19 protein-coding genes and 1 pseudogene are annotated in these 20,445 nt (G+C 64.1%); 16 read left to right on the top strand and 4 right to left on the bottom strand.

The annotated features are described in order from the left end of the window. The first annotated feature begins 200 nt into the window (after positions 1-200). On the top strand, positions 201-1,823 hold the full coding sequence (locus tag ENJ54_04550) for a hypothetical protein (GenBank protein HFC09115.1): 1,623 nt from the start codon (positions 201-203) through the stop codon (positions 1,821-1,823). A 39-nt stretch (positions 1,824-1,862) separates the two neighbouring features. On the opposite strand, the gene ENJ54_04555 is transcribed toward ENJ54_04550, so the two are convergent. Both ENJ54_04555 and pbpC read right to left on the bottom strand, forming a co-directional pair. Beyond that, complete coding sequence (locus ENJ54_04555) at positions 1,863-3,098, bottom strand: MFS transporter (protein HFC09116.1); 1,236 nt, start codon at positions 3,096-3,098, stop codon at positions 1,863-1,865. 122 nt (positions 3,099-3,220) lie between these two features. After that, positions 3,221-5,662 carry a penicillin-binding protein 1C gene (gene pbpC, locus ENJ54_04560; protein HFC09117.1) on the bottom strand — a complete coding sequence of 814 codons (2,442 nt, stop codon included), beginning with the start codon at positions 5,660-5,662 and terminating at the stop codon, positions 3,221-3,223. A gap of 315 nt (positions 5,663-5,977) precedes the next feature. Here pbpC and ENJ54_04565 point away from each other — a divergent pair, with 315 nt between their 5' ends. The 15 genes and pseudogenes from ENJ54_04565 (at position 5,978) to hypD (ending at position 19,316) form a co-directional block, all read left to right on the top strand. Next, the gene (locus ENJ54_04565) at positions 5,978-6,472 is read left to right on the top strand and encodes a PAS domain S-box protein (protein HFC09118.1); all 495 of its coding nucleotides are present in this window, start codon (positions 5,978-5,980) and stop codon (positions 6,470-6,472) included. Continuing rightward, positions 6,469-7,212 (top strand): phosphate/phosphite/phosphonate ABC transporter substrate-binding protein, encoded by a 744-nt coding sequence (locus ENJ54_04570; GenBank protein ID HFC09119.1) that lies wholly within the window; start codon positions 6,469-6,471, stop codon positions 7,210-7,212. Before ENJ54_04565 ends, ENJ54_04570 begins: the two co-directional genes overlap by 4 nt. A gap of 190 nt (positions 7,213-7,402) precedes the next feature. Further along, positions 7,403-8,305: pseudogene (locus ENJ54_04575) on the top strand (c-type cytochrome). Positions 8,306-8,927: 622 nt separating this feature from the next. After that, a complete protein-coding gene (locus ENJ54_04580; protein ID HFC09120.1) occupies positions 8,928-9,425 on the top strand; it encodes a Crp/Fnr family transcriptional regulator in 498 nt (165 codons plus the stop codon). Next, complete coding sequence (locus ENJ54_04585) at positions 9,418-10,560, top strand: sulfite reductase subunit A (GenBank protein HFC09121.1); 1,143 nt, start codon at positions 9,418-9,420, stop codon at positions 10,558-10,560. Before ENJ54_04580 ends, ENJ54_04585 begins: the two co-directional genes overlap by 8 nt. Then, the gene (locus tag ENJ54_04590) at positions 10,557-11,426 is read left to right on the top strand and encodes a Ni/Fe hydrogenase subunit gamma (protein HFC09122.1); all 870 of its coding nucleotides are present in this window, start codon (positions 10,557-10,559) and stop codon (positions 11,424-11,426) included. The genes ENJ54_04585 and ENJ54_04590 overlap by 4 nt, the downstream gene beginning before the upstream one ends. Next, positions 11,426-12,217 carry an oxidoreductase gene (locus ENJ54_04595; GenBank protein HFC09123.1) on the top strand — a complete coding sequence of 264 codons (792 nt, stop codon included), beginning with the start codon at positions 11,426-11,428 and terminating at the stop codon, positions 12,215-12,217. Before ENJ54_04590 ends, ENJ54_04595 begins: the two co-directional genes overlap by 1 nt. Beyond that, on the top strand, positions 12,214-13,503 hold the full coding sequence (locus ENJ54_04600; protein HFC09124.1) for a Ni/Fe hydrogenase subunit alpha: 1,290 nt from the start codon (positions 12,214-12,216) through the stop codon (positions 13,501-13,503). Before ENJ54_04595 ends, ENJ54_04600 begins: the two co-directional genes overlap by 4 nt. After that, on the top strand, positions 13,500-13,997 hold the full coding sequence (locus tag ENJ54_04605; GenBank protein ID HFC09125.1) for a hydrogenase maturation protease: 498 nt from the start codon (positions 13,500-13,502) through the stop codon (positions 13,995-13,997). The genes ENJ54_04600 and ENJ54_04605 overlap by 4 nt, the downstream gene beginning before the upstream one ends. After that, a complete protein-coding gene (hypA, locus tag ENJ54_04610; GenBank protein ID HFC09126.1) occupies positions 13,915-14,331 on the top strand; it encodes a hydrogenase maturation nickel metallochaperone HypA in 417 nt (138 codons plus the stop codon). The genes ENJ54_04605 and hypA overlap by 83 nt, the downstream gene beginning before the upstream one ends. A 28-nt stretch (positions 14,332-14,359) precedes the next feature. Continuing rightward, the gene (gene hypB / locus ENJ54_04615; GenBank protein HFC09127.1) at positions 14,360-15,025 is read left to right on the top strand and encodes a hydrogenase accessory protein HypB; all 666 of its coding nucleotides are present in this window, start codon (positions 14,360-14,362) and stop codon (positions 15,023-15,025) included. 3 nt (positions 15,026-15,028) lie between these two features. After that, positions 15,029-17,374, top strand: a complete 2,346-nt coding sequence (gene hypF / locus ENJ54_04620; GenBank protein ID HFC09128.1) for a carbamoyltransferase HypF — start codon at positions 15,029-15,031, stop codon at positions 17,372-17,374. A gap of 13 nt (positions 17,375-17,387) precedes the next feature. Beyond that, positions 17,388-17,948 carry a hypothetical protein gene (locus ENJ54_04625; protein ID HFC09129.1) on the top strand — a complete coding sequence of 187 codons (561 nt, stop codon included), beginning with the start codon at positions 17,388-17,390 and terminating at the stop codon, positions 17,946-17,948. Between the two features lie 25 nt (positions 17,949-17,973). Beyond that, positions 17,974-18,198: a HypC/HybG/HupF family hydrogenase formation chaperone gene (locus tag ENJ54_04630; GenBank protein ID HFC09130.1), complete on the top strand. Its 225-nt coding sequence runs from the start codon at positions 17,974-17,976 to the stop codon at positions 18,196-18,198. Then, the gene (gene hypD / locus ENJ54_04635) at positions 18,195-19,316 is read left to right on the top strand and encodes a hydrogenase formation protein HypD (protein HFC09131.1); all 1,122 of its coding nucleotides are present in this window, start codon (positions 18,195-18,197) and stop codon (positions 19,314-19,316) included. The genes ENJ54_04630 and hypD overlap by 4 nt, the downstream gene beginning before the upstream one ends. On the opposite strand, the gene ENJ54_04640 is transcribed toward hypD, so the two are convergent. Next, positions 19,313-19,981, bottom strand: a complete 669-nt coding sequence (locus tag ENJ54_04640; protein HFC09132.1) for a response regulator transcription factor — start codon at positions 19,979-19,981, stop codon at positions 19,313-19,315. The genes hypD and ENJ54_04640 overlap by 4 nt on opposite strands. After that, positions 19,978-20,445 (bottom strand): hypothetical protein (locus tag ENJ54_04645; GenBank protein HFC09133.1); only part of this gene is annotated, 468 nt, incomplete at its 5' end. The genes ENJ54_04640 and ENJ54_04645, both read right to left, overlap by 4 nt.

Here is a 20,445-nt window from a genome sequence, read left to right on the forward strand (position 1 = left end):
CAGCAACGATGAGGTCTTTGATTTGGGTGATGCGTTCTGTGGTAGACTTCATTTGGGAGTCCTTTGGTGAGAGATAGATGATGCGTTTATCTCTGTTATACCAGAGGACTCCTTTTCTACAACATTTGAGTGCTCCCTCATTGAGGCGTTGCGCGATGTGGTGTGCATCGGCCACGGCGTGTGACCAAGGAGGCCGTACCATGCTGAAGCGACTTGTGACCTGGAAAGGGTGGGAAAGCCCCTGGCTTGCTGCGGTGGGTGTGGGGGGCAGTGCGGCGTTGGCGGCAGCCATTGTGCGCTGGGTTTCCGCGTTTTGGGGTTTGGGAGCAAATTCCGATGGGTTGGCCTATTTGATTTTGACCCGCAGCCTGCTGGCCTGGAAGGGGTATGGCTATCCCCTCCCCGATGGCGGCATTAAACCCATGACACATTTTCCTCCCGGCTACCCGTTGACCCTTGCCGGGCTGAGCGCGCTGGGCCTGACGCCTGAGAACGCTGCGCTGGTGGTGAGCATGGTCAGTTTTGCGGCCCTGATCGGCTTCGCGGGTTGGGCGATGTATCGCGTGACACACCATGCATGGCCGGTGGTGGGGCTGGCGGCCTGGCTGGCGGTGGCTTTTGGCACGCTGCGGATTTATGCGTGGGTGCTTTCCGAAACGCTTTTTATGGCCTGGTTGTTCTTTGTGGGGTGGGCCTTAGCGCGTTGGCTGGAAGCCCCTTCCCGGCGACGAGCGTTGCTGGTGGGGCTGGCGGCGGGTTGGCTGGTGTACATTCGCTGGATTGGCCTGGTTGCCCTGGCTTGGGTAGGGCTGGTGATGCTGTGGGCATGGTGGCGGCGGAAGGTTGTGGCTTGGGGGGAGGCCGCGTGGGCGCTGGTGGGCGGGGTGCTGCCGCCGTTGCTGCTGATGGGTGTCAACCACCTGTGGGCCGGTGCGGCCACCAACCGCCGCATTCTCTGGCATCCCCCGGGGGCGGCCAAGTGGCGCGCTGCCCTGCAAACTTTAGCCGATTGGCTTGGCGGGGCTTTTGTTTTCCCCAAGGCCACGCCTTGGGGCTGGGGCGCGCTGGTGCTGCTCGGGGCGCTGGCGGCGGTGGCCCTGGGCTGGCGCTGGGGCTGGCTGCGGGAAAGCGCCCCCCGTGAGCGTTTTCAGGCCCTTTTGGTACAGTGGGGTGCTTTCATTGGAGTGTATTTCGTCGCTCTGGTTGCTGCAATTACCCTTGCCGATGCGGCCACCCCGATGGATTGGCGCTTGCTGGCGCCTTTGTTGCCCCCGGCTTCCCTGGTGGTCGGCGCGGCGCTGTGGGGCGTGTTGCGTTCCCGCCCGCGCGCCGCGGCCGCGGCCACGGCGCTGTGGGCGGTTTTCCTGCTGGCGACCCTTGTGGCCGACCATCACGCCTTTTTCGATGCGCGCTGGGGCGGCGTAGCGTTGCGGTCTTTCCGCTGGCAGCAGGCCCGAATTTGGAAAGACGCTCGCGCATTGCCCCCCGATGCTTTGCTGCTGACCAATGAGTTGGAAGCCACCATTTACTACACCCGCCGCCCCGCGCAGCCGCTGGTGGTGCCGGCCGCGAAAGGGGGCCGGCTTGTGGTGGTGGACTCTTCGACCAAAGAGGCGCGGGTGTTGCCTTACCCCGATATGGAAACCTGGGGCCGCGCGGTGGCTGAGAGGCTGGAAGGCCGCTGTGCCGCCGTGGTGTATGTGACCTTGAAGGCGCCGGAAAACCGTGCTTTGGAAGACGCCTTCCGGCTGATAAAACGCGAGAAGAGCGGACTGTTGCTGGCGCCGCCGGGCTCGGAAACCTGCCTGGGTGTGCAGCCTTGAGTGGCACGTTTCGGCTGGGCGCAGGCGCTTCGTCAGTGCTCAGCGCAGGCGTTGCATCCGGGGGAAGGCCACCATGTTGAGCGCAATCAAGCCTGCGCACACAGCCCCGGCCAGGAAGGCGGCCGCAGGCGCGCCGATATGGTCGCCCAGCGCGCCGATGGCCAGCGCCCCCACGGGATAAAAGCCCCCCAGCGCCCAGGTGTAGGCGCTCATCACCCGCCCGCGCAGCGCGTCGGGCACCAGCATCTGGATGAGGGTGTTGGTGAGCACCAACTGGGTGGTGAAGGTGTAGCCCAGCACCACCATCAGTGCCATGCTCAAGAGAGGGTTGCGGCTAAGGGCCAGCCCCATCAGCGCGGGGCCAATGAAGACGCGGCTGGCCAGCAAGGCGCGCCCTTTGTGCCAGCGTTCCCCCAGGAAAATGAGGCTGAGCGCCCCGGCGAGCGCGCCGACGCCTTGCGCGGCCATCAGGTTGCCGAAGCCCGTTGCCCCCGTGTGCAAGATGTCTTTGGCGAACACCGGCAACAAGGTGAGTGCTCCAAAGCCGGCCATGCTGAAAAGTGCGACCATGGTCACCAGCCCCAAGATGGTGCGTTCCCCTAACAGATAGCCCAGGCCCTGTTTGAGGTTGCCGAGAGGGTTTTCGGCGCGGGCTTCCAGCACTGGCGGGGGCAGGCGCATGAGCAGCAGCGAAACGATGATGGCGAGGAAAGTGATGGCGTTGATGGCGAAGGCAGGCGCTTCGCCTAGCGCAGCGACGACCATGCCGCCGATGCCCGGCCCGATGATGCGTGCCAGGTTGAACAGGGTCGAGTTCAGGCTGATGGCGTTGAGCAGGTCGTCTTTGTCGTCGTCTACCATTTCGACCACGAAGGCCTGCCGACCGGGCATGTCGAGGGCGTTCCCCAGCCCCAGCAACAAAGAGAGCACCAGAATGTGCCAGAATTGAATGACGCCCGCCCAGGTGAGCACGGCCAGCACCACCGCCAATACCATGAACCAGGTTTGGGTGAAAAGCAACAGCCGTCGGCGGGGGAAACGGTCGATGAGTACCCCCATGAATAGCGAAAAGAGCAATACGGGCAGGAAGTTGGCAAAAGTGACCAGGCCGAGGCTGGTCTGAGAGCCGGTGAGGTTATAGACCAGCCACTGGAGGGCGGTGGATTGCATCCACGAGCCGATGAGGGAAACCAGTTGGCCGAAGAAGAAGAGGCGGAAGTTGCGGTGGCGGAGGGCGCTGAAAGCGCGCCCCCAGGTGGAAGCAACGCTGGTCATGTTACCTCGGTAGTTGTTAGATAATTATCTATTTTGCGCCCCCAATGATACCACGGAACGGCAGCAGGCCAAGGGCCGCCGCTGTTTTTGCGAGAAGGGTTTGCGAGGGGAGAAGGGGGGCTTCAGGGCGTGACGGTAATGGTGCTGGTGGGGCTGCGCTGCGGCGGTCCGCTGTCGGCAGGGAGGACTTCTGCCCAGAAGTGGTGTTCCCCCGGTTGCAACGGCCACCACGCTTCACACTTCGGGGCAGGGCAGGTTGCCAGCAGCGCATCGTCGGCCCAGAGGCGCAACCGCGCCCCGGCCCAGGCGGTTTCGGCCACGACCTGGATTTCCTGCGCTTCGCTGGAGAGGTCGGGCGCGAGACGGTACGCGCTGCCGTTGGCGGGCGAGAGCAGCCGCACGGCGGCGTTTGGTTCGCCCTCGGTGGTGGGGGAAAGGGCGGGGAGGTCTTGCACCAGCGGCCAGCCGTGAGCGCGTGCCCAATTCCAGGCGCGGGGCGGCAGGTTGAGCGCGGTGATGGTTTGTGGGCCGTCAGGGGTGCTCACGGTCACCCGGCGGTAGACGTCGTCGGGCCGGGTGGGGGCGGTGCCTTCCAGGAACCAGGCAAGATGGGTTTCGGGGCACGCCGGCGTGGGCAACAATCCCGAAAGGGTGCACACACGCACCTGCACCAGCCCTGCGGGGCGCGAGAAGGCTTTCGGTGGTTGGTCGGCTTCCAGCGTGCGGATAACCTGGTGCCAGATGGGGGCCGCGCCGGTCAGCCCGTCCACCTGGCGCATGGCCTGGAAATCGGCATTACCGACCCATACGCCCACCACCCAGCGAGGGGTGTAGCCCACTGTCCAGTTGTCGTGAAAGCCGGAGGAGGTGCCGGTTTTCACCGCCGCGGGGAAGCCGACTTCCAGCGAGGTGTGGCGTGGGAAGCCCAGGGTGCGGGCGGTGTCGTCGGAGAGGATGTCGGAGATCAACCACGCGACCCGCGGGTCCCAGACCGGTGTGGCGTGGGGGGGCGATGGGCGATAGAGGATGCTTCCCTGGGGGGCGCGCACTTCGTATAGCCATTGATATGGGCGGAAATAGCCATCGGTGGCGAAGGCGATGTAGGCATTGGTGAGTTCCAGCAGCGAGACTTCGCCGCCGCCCAGCGCGAGGGAAAGGTCATAGTGCTCGGCGTCTTCCAGCGAGGTGATGCCGAGGGCGCGCGCGACTTCCAACGCTTTGGCGATGCCCACGTGTTGCAAGGTGAGCACTGCGGGGATGTTGAGCGAAGAGGCCAACGCCTGCCGCACGGTGACGGGGCCGTGGTAACGGCGGTCGTAGTTTTCGGGGGTGTAGGGCGTGCCGTCGGCGGTGTGGAAGGTGGTGGGGACGTCCCAGAGCACGGTGGCTTCGGTCCAGGGGAAAGGCTGGTGAGGTTGGAGGGCAGCGGCGTAAATGATGGGCTTGAAAGCCGAGCCAGTGGGGCGCGGTGTGGTCGCCATGTTGATGGCGCCTTCGGCAGCGCGTTGGCCGTAGCCTGCACTGCCGACCAGCGCGCGCAGCGCTCCCGTTTGGGCATCCAAGACCACCACCGCCGCGTCGTTCACGTGGCGGTCTCGGTCGCGCTGCAGGGTGTCCAACTGCCGTGCTACGGCTTCTTCGGCCAGGGTTTGAATGTCCAGGTCTAAGGTGGTGCGCACTTCGAGGGGCACGTTGGTGGGCAGGCGGCCTTGCGCCTGCAGCGTCTGGATGCGTTGCAGCACCATCCAGACGAAGTGAGGCGCGCGCATGGGGTAGGGGATGGGGTTGTAGGTCAGCGGGACGGCGAGGGCGCGGCGGCGCGCTTCCGGCGTCAGGAAGCCGTGGCGCACCATCAGATCCAGCACGGTGTGCTGCCGGGCGCGGGCGGCTTCCGGGTGGGTGAAGGGGTCATAAACCGCTGGCGCCTGGGGAAGCCCCGCCAGCAGCGCGCATTCCGGCAGGGTGAGCTGGGCGGCGGGCTTGCCGAAGTAGGTCTGTGCTGCGGCTTCCGCCCCATAAGCAAAGCCCCCGTAGTAGGTGGTGTTGAGGTAAAGGGCGAGGATTTGGTCCTTGGTGAGGCGGTGGGTGAGTTCCCAGGCGAGCCAGGTTTCGCGCAGTTTGCGGCGTAGCGTGCGTTGGCGGCGTTCCTGGGGGGAAAGCAAGAGGTTGCGGGCCACTTGCTGGGTGATGGTGCTGCCGCCGGAAACCACGCGGCCGGCGCGCAGGTTTTGCCACAGGGCGCGCGCCAGGCCGCGGAAATCGAGGCCGGGGTTGGTGTAAAAGGTGGGGTCTTCCACCGCCAGGGTGGCGTCTTTGAGACATTGGGGGATGCTGCTCGCTGGTAGGGGAGTGTAACGCGCTTCGGCAGGCAGCGCTTCGTAGAGCAGGCGGCCTTTGCGATCGGTGATGCGGATGCTGGGTACGGTGGGCGCGGCAGCAAGCGCGCGCGTGGGGTCGGGCAGGGTGGCAAGCGTCAGGCCCAGCCAGAGCGCCCCCAGCCCCAGCAGGGCCAGGGCGAGGAAGGCCATCAGATGGCGCACAGGGCGTGGGGGGAAGTGAGGCATGGGGGGAGTTTGGGGAGATATGGGCGCGCTTTCGGGAAACGCGTCTCTGGATTGTGAAATGCCCGGCGTGAAGGCGCTGAAAGGCCTGGTTTGTGGTGCGGTTGCTGGATTGGTGGTTAACTCATCCGGCCGCAGGGGCGGTGCTTTAGTATAGCAGAGGCTGCAGGGAAAGACGAGAGCCTGATGAGGCACAGCGCGAACATAAGGGAGATGCTTTCTCTAAATTGTTACCACCCTTATCGCTTTCTGGTATAATCTTCGCACAAGCACGCCTTGCCGCCTCACAGGCGGCTATTTTTTGGAAGGAGCCAAGCCATTATGGAAGATATGCGTCCGGAAGACATTGTGGGGGAATACCAGGAATACACCCTGACTTACTACGACGGCACCAGCCGCAAGGTCCTGGTGACGGACATCGAAGCCCCTTATCCCGATGGCAAATTGATCGTTTCGACTACCGATTTGCAGGGGATTATCGTCCATGCCAATCAGGCTTTTGTGGATATGTCGGGTTATAGCCGTGAAGAACTCATCGGCCAGCCGCACTACATTTTGCGCCACCCCGATATGCCCAGGGCCGCTTTCCGCGATATGTGGGAGACCATCCAGGCAGGGAAGACCTGGCGCGGCTACGTCAAAAACCTTCGCAAGGATGGTGGTTACTATCTCGTGTATGCCACGGTGATGCCCAATTTCAAAGATGGCAAAATCGTGGGCTATACGTCGGTGCGGCGCAAGCCCTCGCGCCGCAAAATGGAAGAGGCGCTGCGGGAATACGCCCGCATTCGGGCGGAGGAGGAAGGCGCATGACTTTTCAGTTGACCGTCAGCCCTGATTTCCCTCCCAACCGCATTGCCGGGTGGTACATCTTCAACACCTGGTTGCAGAAGGCGTTGGACTTACCCATTCATCTCGAACTCTACCCTTCGTTTGAGGCGCAGCGGGAAGCCATTGGGCAAGGGAAGGTGGACCTGATCTACGCCAACCCTTATGATGCCGCCATGCTGATTCGGGAAAAAGGCTTCACCGCCCTTGCCCGTCCGCAGGGGAAGATGGACGAGGCCGTCGTGGTCGCGGCTGCCGATGCGCCGTATGATACCGTGGATGACCTCGAGCCTGGCCTGCGCCTGGCAGTGACCAACGACCCGGCCGTCAATTTGCTGGGCATGATGATGTTGGAACCGGCTGAACTGGACGCCTCGAACCTGGAAGTGCGCCAGGTCGAGAGCTATCCGGTGGCCGTAAAGTTACTGCTCCAGGGCGAAGCCGATATGGCCTTTCTGCTCAAAGAGGCGCTGGAAAAACTGACCGCGACCACCCGCAGGCAGTTGAAAGTGCTGGTCGATAGCCAGATCGGCGACCTTTACCATGCTTTCCTGGTAGGGCCTCGGCTGGCCGATAAGCATGAAGCCGTTCGCTCGGCGCTGGTGAACATGCACACAGAGGCCAAAGGCAAAGACGTGCTGGAAAATCTGGGCTTCCCTGCCTGGGAGGCCGTTTCGGCCGATGAGGCTGAGTTCATGATGAATTTGGTTGAAGCGTTGAAATAGAACCGGCACCCTTTGGATTCAAGCAGGCCGCCCCCGCCCGGGGCGGCCTTTTGAGGTTTCTGGGGGGTTTTTGTGAGGATGGACGCTGCTTTTTTAGGGCGCTTGCCCGTATTCGCGCGGTTGGTAGTTCGCTACAATGGAGGTGGCACGAAAAGCGCCTTGTCTTTTCCTTTCTTCAGGAGCAGAATCTATGAAAAAAGCGATGCTGTTGATGGCCTTGATGCTTGCTGGGGCGCTGCTTGCTGCGTGTGCCTCGCAGCCCACCCCAACGCCTCTGACGCCCACGTCCCCGGGCGCGGTGCAGGCCTCGCCCTCCGCCATTCCTGCAGGAAAGCCCGTGGCTGCCGACGTTTACGCCCTGGTGGATGGGCAACCGCGCATTCCCGGCCCCCCGACAGATTACCCCAAAGGCGAACTGGGTGCGCTGGTGAAATTGGGGGAAGACCTCGTCAACCATACCCATACTCATCCCCTGACGAAAGATCTGGTGGGGAACGACCTGGATTGCACCAGTTGCCATTTGGATGGCGGCAAGGCGAAAACGCTGGGCACTTTTATTGGCAGCGCCGCGGCCTTTCCGGCCTACTCAGCCCGTGAGCAGACGGTGCAAACGCTGCAAGACCGGATTGCCAATTGCTTCATGCGCAGCATGAATGGCATCCGTCCGCCCGTGGATTCCCAGGCATCGCTGGCAATCACGGCTTACATCACGTGGCTTTCCAGCGGTTTGCCTATTGCCATGAACGCCGATAAACCCATCAACCCTTTTTACACCACGCAATGGGTGAACAAGAAACTGGTGCCCCTGGCGAAGAGTGCGACCCATTTGGTGTACCTCGACGGCCAGAAGCTCTATGCCCAAAAATGTGCTGCCTGCCACGGAGAGGATGGGCATGGCGAAATGCAGGGCGACCAAATGGTGTACCCGCCATTGTGGGGGGATCGGGCTTTCAATACCGGCGCAGGGCTGGCTCACCCGGTCAAAATGGCAACCTGGCTTCAATACAACATGCCGCCTCAGGGCGCTTCGCTGACGGACCAGGAGGCGGTAGCCATAGCCGTGTATGTGGATGCCCAGCCCCACCCCGATTTTGAGTTGCGGGCCCATCTGCCCGCAAAGGCAGAAATGGGTGTTTATAATTCCAAGGTGCTCGACGAAACCCATTCCGTGGCCCAGAATTTTGCGGCTTTGGGGCTCGATGTGCAGGTCATTCGCACCGGGCGAGGGGCTCAGAACATTGTCCCGCCCACGCCGACCCCGACGCCCACGGCGTTTGATGCCGCGGCGTTTTATGCTTCGGCCTGCGCGGTTTGCCACGGCGACCAGGCCGAAGGTGGTATTGGGCCAGCCTTGAATGAAGCCCAGACCAAGCAAGACGCCTACGTGCAAATCATTATGCAGGGCAAGGGCGCGATGCCGGCTTTCCAGGACAAACTCTCGCAAGCCCAGGCGCTTCAACTGGTCGAATGGTTAGCCAATAAGAAATAATCTGGGTTGGCGACCCGCTTTGGGGCGCCTGCTGATTGCCAGGAACGCTGCGCAGCGTTGCCAGGGCTGGCCTTGTGACAAGGTCAGCCCTGGCTCGTTTTTGTGGGGAGTGTGTGTGCTGTGGGGAGCACCCGAATTGTGAAGATTGTCACTTGCCTTACGTGCGATAATCTTGTATGATAGGAGTAGATGCCCGGTCTTTCGCTTCGAATCAGGAGGAAGGGCGATGAACTGTGAGTTGGATGATGAAACCCTGCGGGCGCTTTGGCATTTGCCCTGGTTTAGCCGCCTGAAGCAGGAGCACTTCACCGCCCTGGCGCAAATTGCGTGTTTGCGGCAGGTCAAGGCAGGTGAAGTGCTGTTTCGGGAAGGCGAACCGCAAGATTTCCTGTACGTGGTGCTCGAAGGCCGCATAGGGCTGGAAATTCATGTCCCTGGGCGGGGCAATGTGCGCCTGATGACCGTAGAGCCGGAAGAGGTGCTGGGGTGGTCGAGTGTGATACCGGCTGCCCGGCGGCGTACTGCCACAGCGGTGGCGGTGCTTTCCAGCCGCCTGGTTGCCCTGGATGCCCCGGCATTATTGCGCTTATGCGAGGAAGACTCGACCCTCGGTTATCTCGTCATGCGCCGCCTGGCGAACGTGGTGGCCCAGCGCCTTTTGATTACCCGTTTGCAGTTGCTGGATATTTACGCCCATCCGGCGGAGGAGGGTTGCCATGAATGAGCGCACCTTAACCGCCGACGTGGTGGTCGCGTTGCCCAAGCCACGCCTGGATGATTTGCTGGCAGCCCTGCGGCAGCGAGGCTATCAGACGCATGGGCCGCGCTTGCGCGATGGGGTGGTGTCTTACGGCCCCATTGAGGGGTTGAAAGACCTGCCGCGCGGCGTGGTGGTGCATCAGGAAGCGGGGCGCTATCGGGTGGAACAAACGGACCGTCCGCTCTACTTTGCCGCCACGCCCGGCGCCGACAGTTGGAAGCGTTACCTCTTCCCACCTCGACGGGAATTGTTCCACTTTCAGCGGGACAAGGGTCATTGGGAGACCGTTGTCCCCTCTGCCGAGGTGCCCCGTTATGCCCTGATTGGCGTGCGCCCCTGCGAACTTGCCGCGATGGCCGTGCAAGACGCCGTCTTCTTGCGGGAAGATTTCACCGACCCCCACTACCACGCGGTGCGTGAACGGCTGTTCATCGTGGCCGTCAATTGCTTGCATCCCGGCGACACCTGTTTTTGCGCTTCTCTCGGTACGGGGCCGGAAGCCTCTTCGGGCTACGACCTGCTGCTTACCGAACTCGACGACGTTTTCCTCGTGGCAGTGGGTTCGGAAGCCGGCCGAGAGGTGCTGCAACCGTTGCCCTGGGAGCCAGCCAGCGCTTTTTGGCTGAGCCAGGCGCAACGGGGGCTGGATCACGCTCGCCAGGCCATGGGGAGGCATCTGCCCGATGCCGATAGCCTGCCTGAAACTTTGCTGAGCAACCTCAACCACCCGGCCTGGGATGAAGTGGCTTCCCGGTGCCTGAGTTGCGCCAACTGCACCCAGGTCTGCCCGACGTGCTTCTGCTGGGATGTACAAGACGAAATTGCCCTCGATGGCGAAACCGTCACCCGCTTCCGTGTGTGGGATTCCTGCTTCTCGCCGCAACTTTCCTACCTGGCCGGGGGGAACGCCCGCCCCACGGTGCGGGCCCGTTACCGCCAATGGGTCACCCACAAATTTGCTTCGTGGGTGCGACAATTTGGCACTTTGGGGTGCGTGGGCTGTGGCCGCTGCATCACCTGGTGCCCGGCGGGCATTGACATCACCGAAACCCTCGCGGCCGTCCGCAACACCCCCCAGCCTGCCGGAGGTGAGCCATGAACCTGAACCCGACGGCAACGCTGGCCTCGGCCAGCGCCGATACCTTGCTGATGCCTTTCTGGGCAGAAGTGGTGGCTGTGCGGCAGGAAACGTCCAACGTCACCACCCTGACCCTGCGCCTGGAAGACGAAGACGCCCGCCGACGTTACCGCTTCAAGCCGGGGCAGTTCAACATGCTCTCGCTGCCCGGTTTGGGCGAGGCAGCCATTTCCATCAGTTCCGACCCTGCCGAGCACGACACACTACAGCACACCGTGCGGGCAGTGGGGAACGTCAGCCGGGCGCTGACCCGCCTGAAACCCGGCGCACGGGTGGGGCTGCGGGGGCCGTTTGGCTCGGCCTGGCCGGTGGAAGGTTGTAGTTGCCGCGACCTGATTTTGGTCACGGGCGGCATCGGCCTGGCACCCCTGCGGCCGGTGATTTACGAGATCATCAACCAGCGCGCCGATTTTGGCGACGTCACCCTGCTTTACGGCGCGCGCACACCTGCCGACCTGCTCTACGCCGACGAATACGAGACGTGGGAAGCCCACGACATCCGGGTGCTGCTGACGGTGGACCGCGCCGATGCGAATTGGCAGGGCACGGTGGGCGTGGTGCCGATTTTGTTCTACCGCTTGCGCCCCCACCCCGAGCGTACGGTGGTCTTTTCGTGCGGCCCGGAAATCATGATGCACTTTGTGGTCTATGAAGCCATGGCGCGCCGCATTCCTTACGAACACATCTACCTCTCGTTGGAGCGCAACATGAAGTGCGGGCAGGGGCTGTGCGGCCACTGCCAGGTAGGACCTTACTTCGTGTGCCGCGATGGGCCGGTGTTCCGTTTCGATGCCCTCGCGCCCTTTTTCGGTGTGGAGGGGCTATGATGAGCGCCAAACCCCGTGTTGCAGTTTACAAATTTTCTTCTTGCGATGGCTGCCAGCTTTCGCTCCTCAATCTGGAGGAGGCGTTGCTCACGCTGGTTGACCAGGTGGAAATCGCGTATTTCCTGGAGGCCACCCGCCGCACCCAGCCCGGCCCTTACGACATTGCCCTGGTGGAAGGCTCGGTCAGCACGCCCGAAGAAGCGCGCCGCATCCATGAAGTGCGCGAACAGGCCAGCATCGTGGTGGCCTTGGGCACGTGCGCGTGTTCGGGCGGGGTGCAGGCCCTGCGCAATTTTGCCGAGGCCGATGTGTGGGCGGCCCATGTGTACCCTCACCCCGAGTATCTGGACTATCTGGCCCGCTCCGTTCCCATTGCCGATGAAATTCGAGTAGATTATGAAATCTGGGGCTGCCCGGTCAACGGCGACCAGGTGGTGCAGGTGCTGGCTGCGCTGCTGATGGGCAAACGACCGGTTTTGCCCGATTACACCGTTTGTCAGGAATGCAAGCGCCGCGGCAATGTGTGTGTGATGGTGGCGGAAGGCAAACTCTGCCTGGGCCCGGTGACGCGTGCCGGTTGCGGGGCGCTGTGCCCGGCCTACGGGCGCGGCTGTTATGGTTGCTTTGGGCCGTGGTCGCAGGCCAACACCGACGCATTCCTTGCCGCGGCCGCGCGGGTGGCTTCCCCCGATGAGGTGGGGCGGGCTTTGCGCCACATCACCGGCAACGCCCCTGCCTTTGCCGTTGCTGCCGACCGGGTCATCGCTGAGCAGAAAGGAGGTGCATCGTGACCGAGCGCACCATTCAGGTGGACGCCTTGGCTCGGGTAGAAGGCGAAGGCGCGCTTTACCTCAAAGTGAAAGACGGCGACGTGGTTGATTTGCGGTTGGAAATCTACGAGCCGCCGCGCTTCTTCGAAGGCTTTTTGCTCGGACGCCGTTACGAAGAAGTGCCCGACCTTACCGCCCGCATTTGCGGCATTTGCCCGGTAGCCTACCAGATGAGCAGCGCCCGCGCCCTGGAAAAGGCCTTTGGCGTGCAGGTGTCGCCCGCGATACGCGATCTGCGCCACTTGCTCTATTGCGCCGAATGGATCGAGAGCCATGTGCTGCACATCTACATGCTGCAAGCGCCTGACCTCACCGGCCATGAAAGCGCGCTGGAACTGGCGCAGGATGCGCCCGAAATTGTGCAGCGCGGCCTGCACCTCAAGCGCATCGGGAATACCCTTTTGGCCTTGCTGGGTGGCCGCTCGGTGCATCCCGTCAACCCCACCGTGGGCGGCTTTTACCGTTGGCCCGATGTCGAAGCCATCCGGGCGCTGGTGCCCGAACTGACCTGGGGGCTGGAAGCCTCACAGGAAACCGTCCGCTGGGCGGCGGGGCTGGATTTCCCCGACCTGGAGGTCGATTACGAGTTCGTGGCGTTGCATCATCCTCAGGAATATGCTATCCTGGAAGGTGTGGTGCGTTCCTCGGTGAGCGGCGACCTGCCCGAGGAGCAATTCGAGCAGGGGTACCACGAAGAGCATGTGCCGCATTCCAATGCTTTGCACAGCCGCACGGCGCGCGGCACAACCTACATGGTCGGGCCGCTGGCGCGCTTCAACCTGAACTTCGAGCAACTGCACCCCCTGGCACGGGCGGTGGCTGAGGAAGTCGGTTTCCGCCCGCCGGTGCGCAACCCCTATAAGGCGCTGCTGGCTCGCGCCGTCGAGGTGGTGCACGCCTACGCGGTGGCGCTGGAAATTGCCCGCACCTGGCAGCCGGAAGGCCCTGCCCACGCCGAAATTCACCCGCGCGCGGGCGAAGGCGCGGCCATCACCGAAGCCCCCCGCGGTATGCTCTACCACCGCTACCGGGTGGACGCCCGCGGGTTGGTCGAAGACGCCCGCATCGTGCCGCCCACGGCACAAAACCTGGCGCGCATGGAAGACGACCTGCGTATGTTGGCGCCGGTGGTGCTCAGCCTGCCCCATGAAGAGGCCACTTTGCGCTGTGAGCACCTGGTGCGTGCCTACGACCCTTGCATTTCTTGCGCGACCCATTTCCTTAAGATGGAGGTTTCGGAAGCGTGAGTGACAGGGTAGTGGTCTGCGGCCTGGGGCAAACCTTGCGGGGGGATGATGCCGTCGGGCTGGAAGCGGTGCGCCGCTGGCAGGCAAGCGACCGCCGCACGGCCACCCACCCTGCCGTGGCCGTACATTTGCTGGAACTTCCCGGCCTGGCGCTGCTCGATGTGCTCGAGGGCGCGCGGGCGGCGTTGCTGGTGGATGCGGTGGTTTCCGGCGCGCCGGCGGGCATGTTGCACCACTTGCCCGCGGCGCGTTTGGAAGCCTTTGTTGCGGGCGCGACCTCGGCGCATGGCTGGGGCGTGGCCGAGACCCTGAGGCTGGCGCACACCCTTGGGCGTCCGCTGCCGCCGGTGGTGGAGGTGCTCGCCATCGAGGCCGCCGACCTGCGCCTGGGGGCTTCCCTCAGCCCGGCGGTTGCAGCGGCGTTGCCCGCTGCCGTCAACGCCATTGCCGAGTGGGTGCGCCGCCAGTTGCCCGCCGAGGTGGCCCGTGCATGAACTCCCTTTCGTCCAAAGCGTGCTCGAAATTGCCCTCCGCACCGCTGCCGAGGCCGGGGCAGAGCGCATCACGGCCATTGACCTCACCGTGGGGCAGCTTTCCAGCATTGTGGACGACGCAGTGCAGTTTTACTGGGATATTCTCAGCAAGGGCACCCCGGCAGAAGGGGCGCAACTGCGGTTTCACCGCCTGCCGGCTGTCTTCCGCTGTGAGGCGTGTGGCCGGGAATACACCTATGACGGCGAGCACCTGACCTGCCCCCAGTGCGGCAGTGCCCGGGTGCGCCTGATTCAGGGCGATGAGTTTCGCCTCGATTCACTGGACGTCGCTTGACCCCCATTGCTTTTCCAAGGAGGCTTTCATGGCAAAGACCATTCCGGTGGTGGAAAACATCCTCAGCGCCAACGACCGGCTGGCGCAGGCCAACCGCGACCTGTTGGACCGCACCCACACCTTTGGCCTCAACTTCATGGCTTCGCCAGGGGCGGGGAAAACCAGCATCCTGCTGCGCACGGTCGAGGCCCTGCGCCCCGATTACCGCCTGGCTGCGGTGGAAGGCGACCTGGCTTCCACCATCGACGCCGACCGGTTGATGCAGGAAGGCGTGCCCGCGGTGCAGATCAACACCGGCGGCACCTGCCACCTCGACGCAGTGATGTTGCAGGGCGCGTTGCCCAAACTGCCGCTGGAAGAAATCGATGTCTTGATTGTGGAAAATGTCGGCAACCTGATTTGCCCGGCCAATTTTGCCCTGGGCACCCATCGCAGCGTGTTGATTGCCAGCGTGCCCGAAGGCGACGACAAGCCCTACAAATACCCGGTGATGTATCGCGGGGTGCAGGCGGTTTTGCTCAACAAGATTGATTTGTTGCCCTATTTCGATTTTGATGTGGACTATTTCCGCAAAGGGGTTGAGGTGCTCAACCCTGGTTTGGCTTTCTTCCCCGTGTCGGCCAAGACCGGCGAGGGGCTGGAGGCCTTTTTTGCCTGGTTGCGGGGGCAAATTGACGCCGTGTTGGAGGCGTGACCCGTGGGGCGCGACGGGGTGCGGGCGGAACGCATCCACGTAGACGGCATTGTGCAGGGGGTGGGCTTTCGGCCTTTCGTTTATCGCCTGGCGGTGCAGCATGGGCTGGAAGGCTGGGTGCGGAACAGCACCGCGGGGGTCGATATTTTCGCCCAGGGCCAGCCTGCTGCCATCGAGGCTTTTGTGCGCGCCCTGCAGCGGGAAGCCCCCCCGCTGGCCGAGGTGCAGGCCGTGCGGCGATGGACTGTGCCGCCTGCCGAGGCGCAGGGCGGCTTCCGCATTGTGACCAGCGCGAGCGCCGGAGGGCGGACTTGGGTTTCCCCTGACGCGGCGACCTGCCCCGATTGCCTGCGGGAACTCTTCGACCCCGCCGACCGCCGCTACCGCTACCCTTTCATCAATTGCACCCACTGCGGCCCGCGGTTTTCCATCATCCGCCGCCTGCCTTACGATCGGCCGCATACCACCATGGCGCGCTTTCCCATGTGTGCGGCCTGTGAGGTGGAATATCACGACCCTGGCGACCGTCGTTTCCATGCTCAGCCCAATGCCTGCCCGGAATGTGGCCCGAAGGTGCGCCTGGAGGTGCCGGCGCGTTGGCGGCGGGTGGTGGCCGACGCGCAGCCCGACGACATCGCCCGCGCCGCGGCCTTGCTGCGCCGGGGGGCAATTCTGGCCATCAAGGGGCTGGGCGGGTTCCACCTGGCCTGCGATGCCACCCAGGCCGAGGCGGTGGCGCGCTTGCGGGAACGCAAAACCCGCCCCCACAAACCCTTTGCTGTGATGATGCGCGACCTCGCGATGGTGCGCCGCTATTGCGAGGTCAGCGACCAGGCCGCGGCGCTGTTGACCTCGCCGCAGGCGCCGATTGTGCTTTTGCCCCGCAGGGAAGGCACCGACCTGGCTCCCAACCTGGCCCCCGGCCTCGATACGCTGGGGGTGATGTTGCCCTACACGCCCTTGCACCACCTCTTGCTGCACGATGCCGGTGTGCCCTTGGTGATGACCAGCGGCAACCGCCAGGATGAGCTGATGGCGCGCACCCACGCCGAGGCGCGTGCCGCCCTGCGCCCGCTGGTTGAGGGCTTCCTCTGGCACGATCGCCCCATCCACAACCGGGTGGACGATAGCGTGTGGATGGCGTCGGCGGTGGGCGCGTTCCCCTTGCGCCGCTCGCGCGGTTATGCCCCCCGCCCGCTGCGCCTGGGCCTGGCTGCCCCAGAACCGGTGCTGGCTCTCGGCAGCGAGATGAAAAACACCTTTTGCCTGTTGGTGGGCGAAGAGGCGTTTCTCAGCCAGCACATCGGCGAAATGCAGCAGGCCGCGACCTGGCGCTTTTTTGTCGAGAGTGTGCGGCGTTTCAAGGCGCTTTTTGGGGCGCGTCCGGCGGTGCTGGCGCACGACCTGCACCCCGGCTTCACCCTGGCGGCCACCGATGCGCTGGCCGAGGTGCCAGGGGCTGCTGGGGCGCGGCGCGTTGGCGTGCAACATCACCACGCGCATTTGGCCGCGCTGCTGGCCGAGCATCGCCACCCTGGCCCGGCCCTGGGCCTGACCTTCGACGGCACGGGCTTTGGCCCCGACGGCACGGTGTGGGGCGGTGAGGTGTTGCTGGCCGAGGGGGCGGGCTACCGCCGGCTGGCCTCGCTGCGGCTTTTCCGCCTGCCGGGGAACGAAGCCGCCATCCGCCACCCCGTTCGCATAGCCATTGGGTTGTTGGGGGAGGTCTACGGCGAGGCGTTGCCCGCCCTGCCCGCGCTCGAGGTGCTGGATGCCGCTTTGCTGCGCACGGTGCAGTGGCAGGCGGCCCGCGGCCTCAATGCCCCGCTGACCAGCAGTTGCGGGCGGTTGTTCGATGCCGTCGCCGCGCTGGTGGGGCTGGTGACGAAAACCACTTACGAGGGGCAGGCCGCCATGCTGTTGGAAGCCGCCGCGCGCGCGGCCTGGCCGCCGGAAGGCGCGCCTTACCCCGTGGTGTGGGAAGCGGCCACCGAGGAAGGCCCCTTTGCCCCGTCCCTGCGGCTGGACTGGCGTCCCATGCTCGCCTCTCTGGTAGACGACATCCGCCGCGGTGAGGCTGCGGAAGCCATTGCCAGCCGGTTCCATGCCTGGCTGGCGGCCGCGGCGGAAGAAGTGGCGGTGCGGCTGAGCCGGGAAACCGGCGTGCGCACGGTGGGGCTGAGCGGTGGTTGCTTTGTGAACCGCGTGCTGCTGGAAACCCTGGTGCCGCGGCTGCGCGCCCGGGGCCTGGAGGTGCTGCTCCACCGGCAGGTGCCGCCCACCGATGGCGGGCTGGCGTTGGGGCAGGCCTGGGTGGCTGCCCGCCAGCTGTTGGGAACATCCTCATAAACCTGGAGGCTTGATGACGACGACCGAACTTCACCCGATCATTGCAGGGCGTTACAGCCCGCGTGCGTTTGACCCCACCCGGCCTGTGGAAAAAGAGGCGCTGGTGGCCTTGCTGGAGGCGGCTCGCTGGGCGCCTTCGTCTTTCAACACCCAACCGTGGCGTTTCATGGTGGGGCAGCGCGGCGAGGCTACCTACGCGCACCTTCTGGAGGCGCTGGCCGAGGGCAATCGGGCCTGGGCGCAGCACGCGCCCGTGCTCATCCTCACCGTGGCCCGGAAAAAGGATGAGCGCGGCCTCTTGCATTATGCCTGGCACGACGTCGGGCTGGCGACGGCGCAGTTGATTTTGCAGGCGACGGCATTGGGGCTACATGCGCATCCGATGGCTGGCTTCTCGAAGCAGGCTGTGCGCGCCGCTTTCGCCATCCCCGACGAGTTTGCGCCCGTGCTGGTGCTCGCGGTGGGCTATCTGCCCGAAGAGGCGGGCACAGCCAAAGACGCCGCCGCGCGAACGCGCCTTCCGCTGGCCGAAATTGCCTTTCAGGAGCAATGGGGCCAGCCGTTCACGCCGTGAGCACACCCTGAGGAGGGTTGCCCCCATGTGTTTGGCCGTGATTGCGAAGATTTTGCAGATCGATGGGGCTACGGCTGAGGCTTCGTTTGGCGGCGTGAGGCGTCGCATTAGCCTGCAGTTGTTGCCCGAGGCCCAGGTGGGTGATTACGTTTTGGTGCATACGGGCTTTGCCATTGCCGTGGTAGACCCCGCGGAAGCCGAAGCAACGCTGGCTTTGCTGGCCGAAGTGCGGGGGGAGGATGCCCCATGACCTGGCCTTCGTTGGCGCATTTTCGCGACCCCGCGTTGGGCAAACGGCTGCTGGGTGAAATTCGCCGTCTGGCCGAGCGCCTGACCGAACCGATCACCCTGATGGAATTTTGCGGCAGCCACACCCATGCCATCATGCACTTTGGCATTCGGCAGTTGTTGCCACCGCAGGTGCGGCTGCTTTCGGGGCCGGGCTGCCCGGTGTGCGTCACCGCGCAGGCTGACATTGACCGCGCGATTGCCTTGGCGAGCCGCCCGGAGGTGCTGCTGGCTTCGTTTGGCGATATGCTGCGGGTCCCGGGTACCACACATTCGTTGCAACAGGCTGCCGCGGAGGGGGCGTCGGTGCAGGTGGTCTATTCGCCGCTGGACGCGGTGGCGTTGGCCGAGCAGCACCCCGACCGTGAGGTTGTTTTCCTGGGGGTGGGTTTTGAAACCACCGCGCCGGGCGTGGCTGCGGCGGTGCAGTGGGCGCAGGCCCGCGGCGTGCGGAATTTCAGCGTGGTTTCCCTGCACAAGTTCACGCCGCCAGCCATGCGCGCCATTTTGGAAGCCGGCGAGGTGCGCCTGGATGGCATCATCGGGCCGGGGCATGTTTCGGCGGTCATTGGCTCGGAGGCCTGGGCCTTCCTGCCGCGAGAATATGGCCTGCCGGTCGCGGTGGCAGGTTTTGAGTCGGTGGATATTTTGCTGGCCGTGCGGGAACTGGCGCGGATGGTGGTAGAAGGGCGGGCGGAAGTGGTCAACGCCTATCCGCGCGCCGTGCGCCCTGAAGGCAACGTGGCTGCGCAGGCCGTCATGCAGCAGACGTTTGCCGTGGCCGATGCCGAGTGGCGCGGCTTTGGCGTGTTGCCTCGCAGCGGCATGGCTTTGCGGGAAGCCTTCCGCCCGTGGGATGCCTGGGCGCGGTTTGGGGTGCCCGACGTGCCTTCGCGCGAGCCGCCTGGCTGCCGCTGTGGTGAGGTGTTGCGAGGGGTGCTTACCCCGCCGGAATGCCCCCTCTTTGGGCGGGTGTGCACCCCCGAAGCGCCGCAGGGCCCCTGTATGGTTTCTGCCGAGGGGGCTTGCGCGGCGTGGTATGGGTATGGCCGGGCAGAAGAAGCGCCCTCCGCACGCTAAAAGGTGGGAGGCTCTACAAAATCTTCGATGTGGTGCCGCACGGCGTAGGTCGCGGCTTCGATGCGGTTGTTGAGCCCCAATTTGGCGAGAATGGAACTGACGTGGTGGCTTACCGTCTTGCGGGAGAGGTAGAGAATTTCGGCAATATCGGCGTTGGATTTGCCCTGGGCAACCAGCCAGAGCACTTGCATTTCCCGGTCTGAGAGGCCCTTGAAGGCCAGTTCCCGGTGTTCTTTTTCCATTTCGTGGAGCCGCTTGAGGACGCGGTCGGTGCCGATGGGGTCGAGGGCGGCGTGGCCGGCCTGCACGGCTTCGATGGCGCGCACCAGTTCGCGGGCGCTGATTTGCTTGAGCACGTAGCCCGAGGCTCCCGCACGCAGTGCCTGGGTGATGAGCTCTTCGTCGCCAAACGACGAGAGAATGATCACCTTGATGTGCGGCCATTGCGAAGTGATGCGGCGGCAGGCCACCAGGCCGCTGTCGTCGGGCAGGCGGATGTCCATGATGACGATGTCGGGCTGGAGAGAGGGGGCCATTTGCAGGGCTTCGGCGGCGGTGCCAGCCTCGCCGATGACTTTGATCCACTCCACGTTTTCCAGCAGGCGTTTCAACCCCAGGCGGACGACTTCGTGGTCGTCGACCAGCAGGATGCGGACGGTTTTCATCGCATTTCCTCCAGAGGCGCGCTCAGGGTGATCGTCGTGCCTTGACCGGGGGCGGTGTCGATGGTGAGGGTGCCGCCCAGCAAGCGGGCGCGGTCGTACATGTTGCGCAGGCCGTAGCCCCGCTCGATGCCGTGGAGCTGGAAGCCCTGGCCGTCGTCGCGAATGGTCACCACCAGGTGTTTGCCCATGGCACGGGCCTCAATCTCCACGCGGCGCGCGTGCGCGTGCCGCACGGTGTTCGAAAGGGCTTCCCGCACGATGGCAAGCACGTGAGCGGTGCGGGTGGGGTTGCACTTGAATTGCGGCGGCAGGGTGACGTCTAAGACTCTATCCGAAAAATCGGAAAGGAGTTGAAAAAGAAGGCGTAACCTGCTAAAAAGGGTGTCCCAAAACCACTTTAGCGAGGTTACGCCATGCGCAGAAATCCTAACACAAAACCAGCCAGCCCGGACTATTTTCGTGTA

The sequence above is a fragment of the Chloroflexota bacterium genome (assembly GCA_011322445.1).
GTDB lineage: Bacteria > Chloroflexota > Anaerolineae > Anaerolineales > DRMV01 > DRMV01.

Excerpts from the sequence above, each read along its gene's own strand:
- ENJ54_04550 (HFC09115.1), top strand. The coding sequence starts at position 201 with ATGCTGAAGCGACTTGTGACCTGGAAAGGGTGGGAAAGCCCCTGGCTT.
- ENJ54_04555 (HFC09116.1), bottom strand. The coding sequence starts at position 3,098 with ATGACCAGCGTTGCTTCCACCTGGGGGCGCGCTTTCAGCGCCCTCCGC.
- pbpC (HFC09117.1), bottom strand. The coding sequence starts at position 5,662 with ATGCCTCACTTCCCCCCACGCCCTGTGCGCCATCTGATGGCCTTCCTC.
- ENJ54_04570 (HFC09119.1), top strand. The coding sequence starts at position 6,469 with ATGACTTTTCAGTTGACCGTCAGCCCTGATTTCCCTCCCAACCGCATT.
- ENJ54_04580 (HFC09120.1), top strand. The coding sequence starts at position 8,928 with ATGAACTGTGAGTTGGATGATGAAACCCTGCGGGCGCTTTGGCATTTG.
- ENJ54_04585 (HFC09121.1), top strand. The coding sequence starts at position 9,418 with ATGAATGAGCGCACCTTAACCGCCGACGTGGTGGTCGCGTTGCCCAAG.
- ENJ54_04590 (HFC09122.1), top strand. The coding sequence starts at position 10,557 with ATGAACCTGAACCCGACGGCAACGCTGGCCTCGGCCAGCGCCGATACC.
- ENJ54_04595 (HFC09123.1), top strand. The coding sequence starts at position 11,426 with ATGAGCGCCAAACCCCGTGTTGCAGTTTACAAATTTTCTTCTTGCGAT.
- hypB (HFC09127.1), top strand. The coding sequence starts at position 14,360 with ATGGCAAAGACCATTCCGGTGGTGGAAAACATCCTCAGCGCCAACGAC.
- ENJ54_04625 (HFC09129.1), top strand. The coding sequence starts at position 17,388 with ATGACGACGACCGAACTTCACCCGATCATTGCAGGGCGTTACAGCCCG.
- ENJ54_04630 (HFC09130.1), top strand. The coding sequence starts at position 17,974 with ATGTGTTTGGCCGTGATTGCGAAGATTTTGCAGATCGATGGGGCTACG.
- hypD (HFC09131.1), top strand. The coding sequence starts at position 18,195 with ATGACCTGGCCTTCGTTGGCGCATTTTCGCGACCCCGCGTTGGGCAAA.
- ENJ54_04640 (HFC09132.1), bottom strand. The coding sequence starts at position 19,981 with ATGAAAACCGTCCGCATCCTGCTGGTCGACGACCACGAAGTCGTCCGC.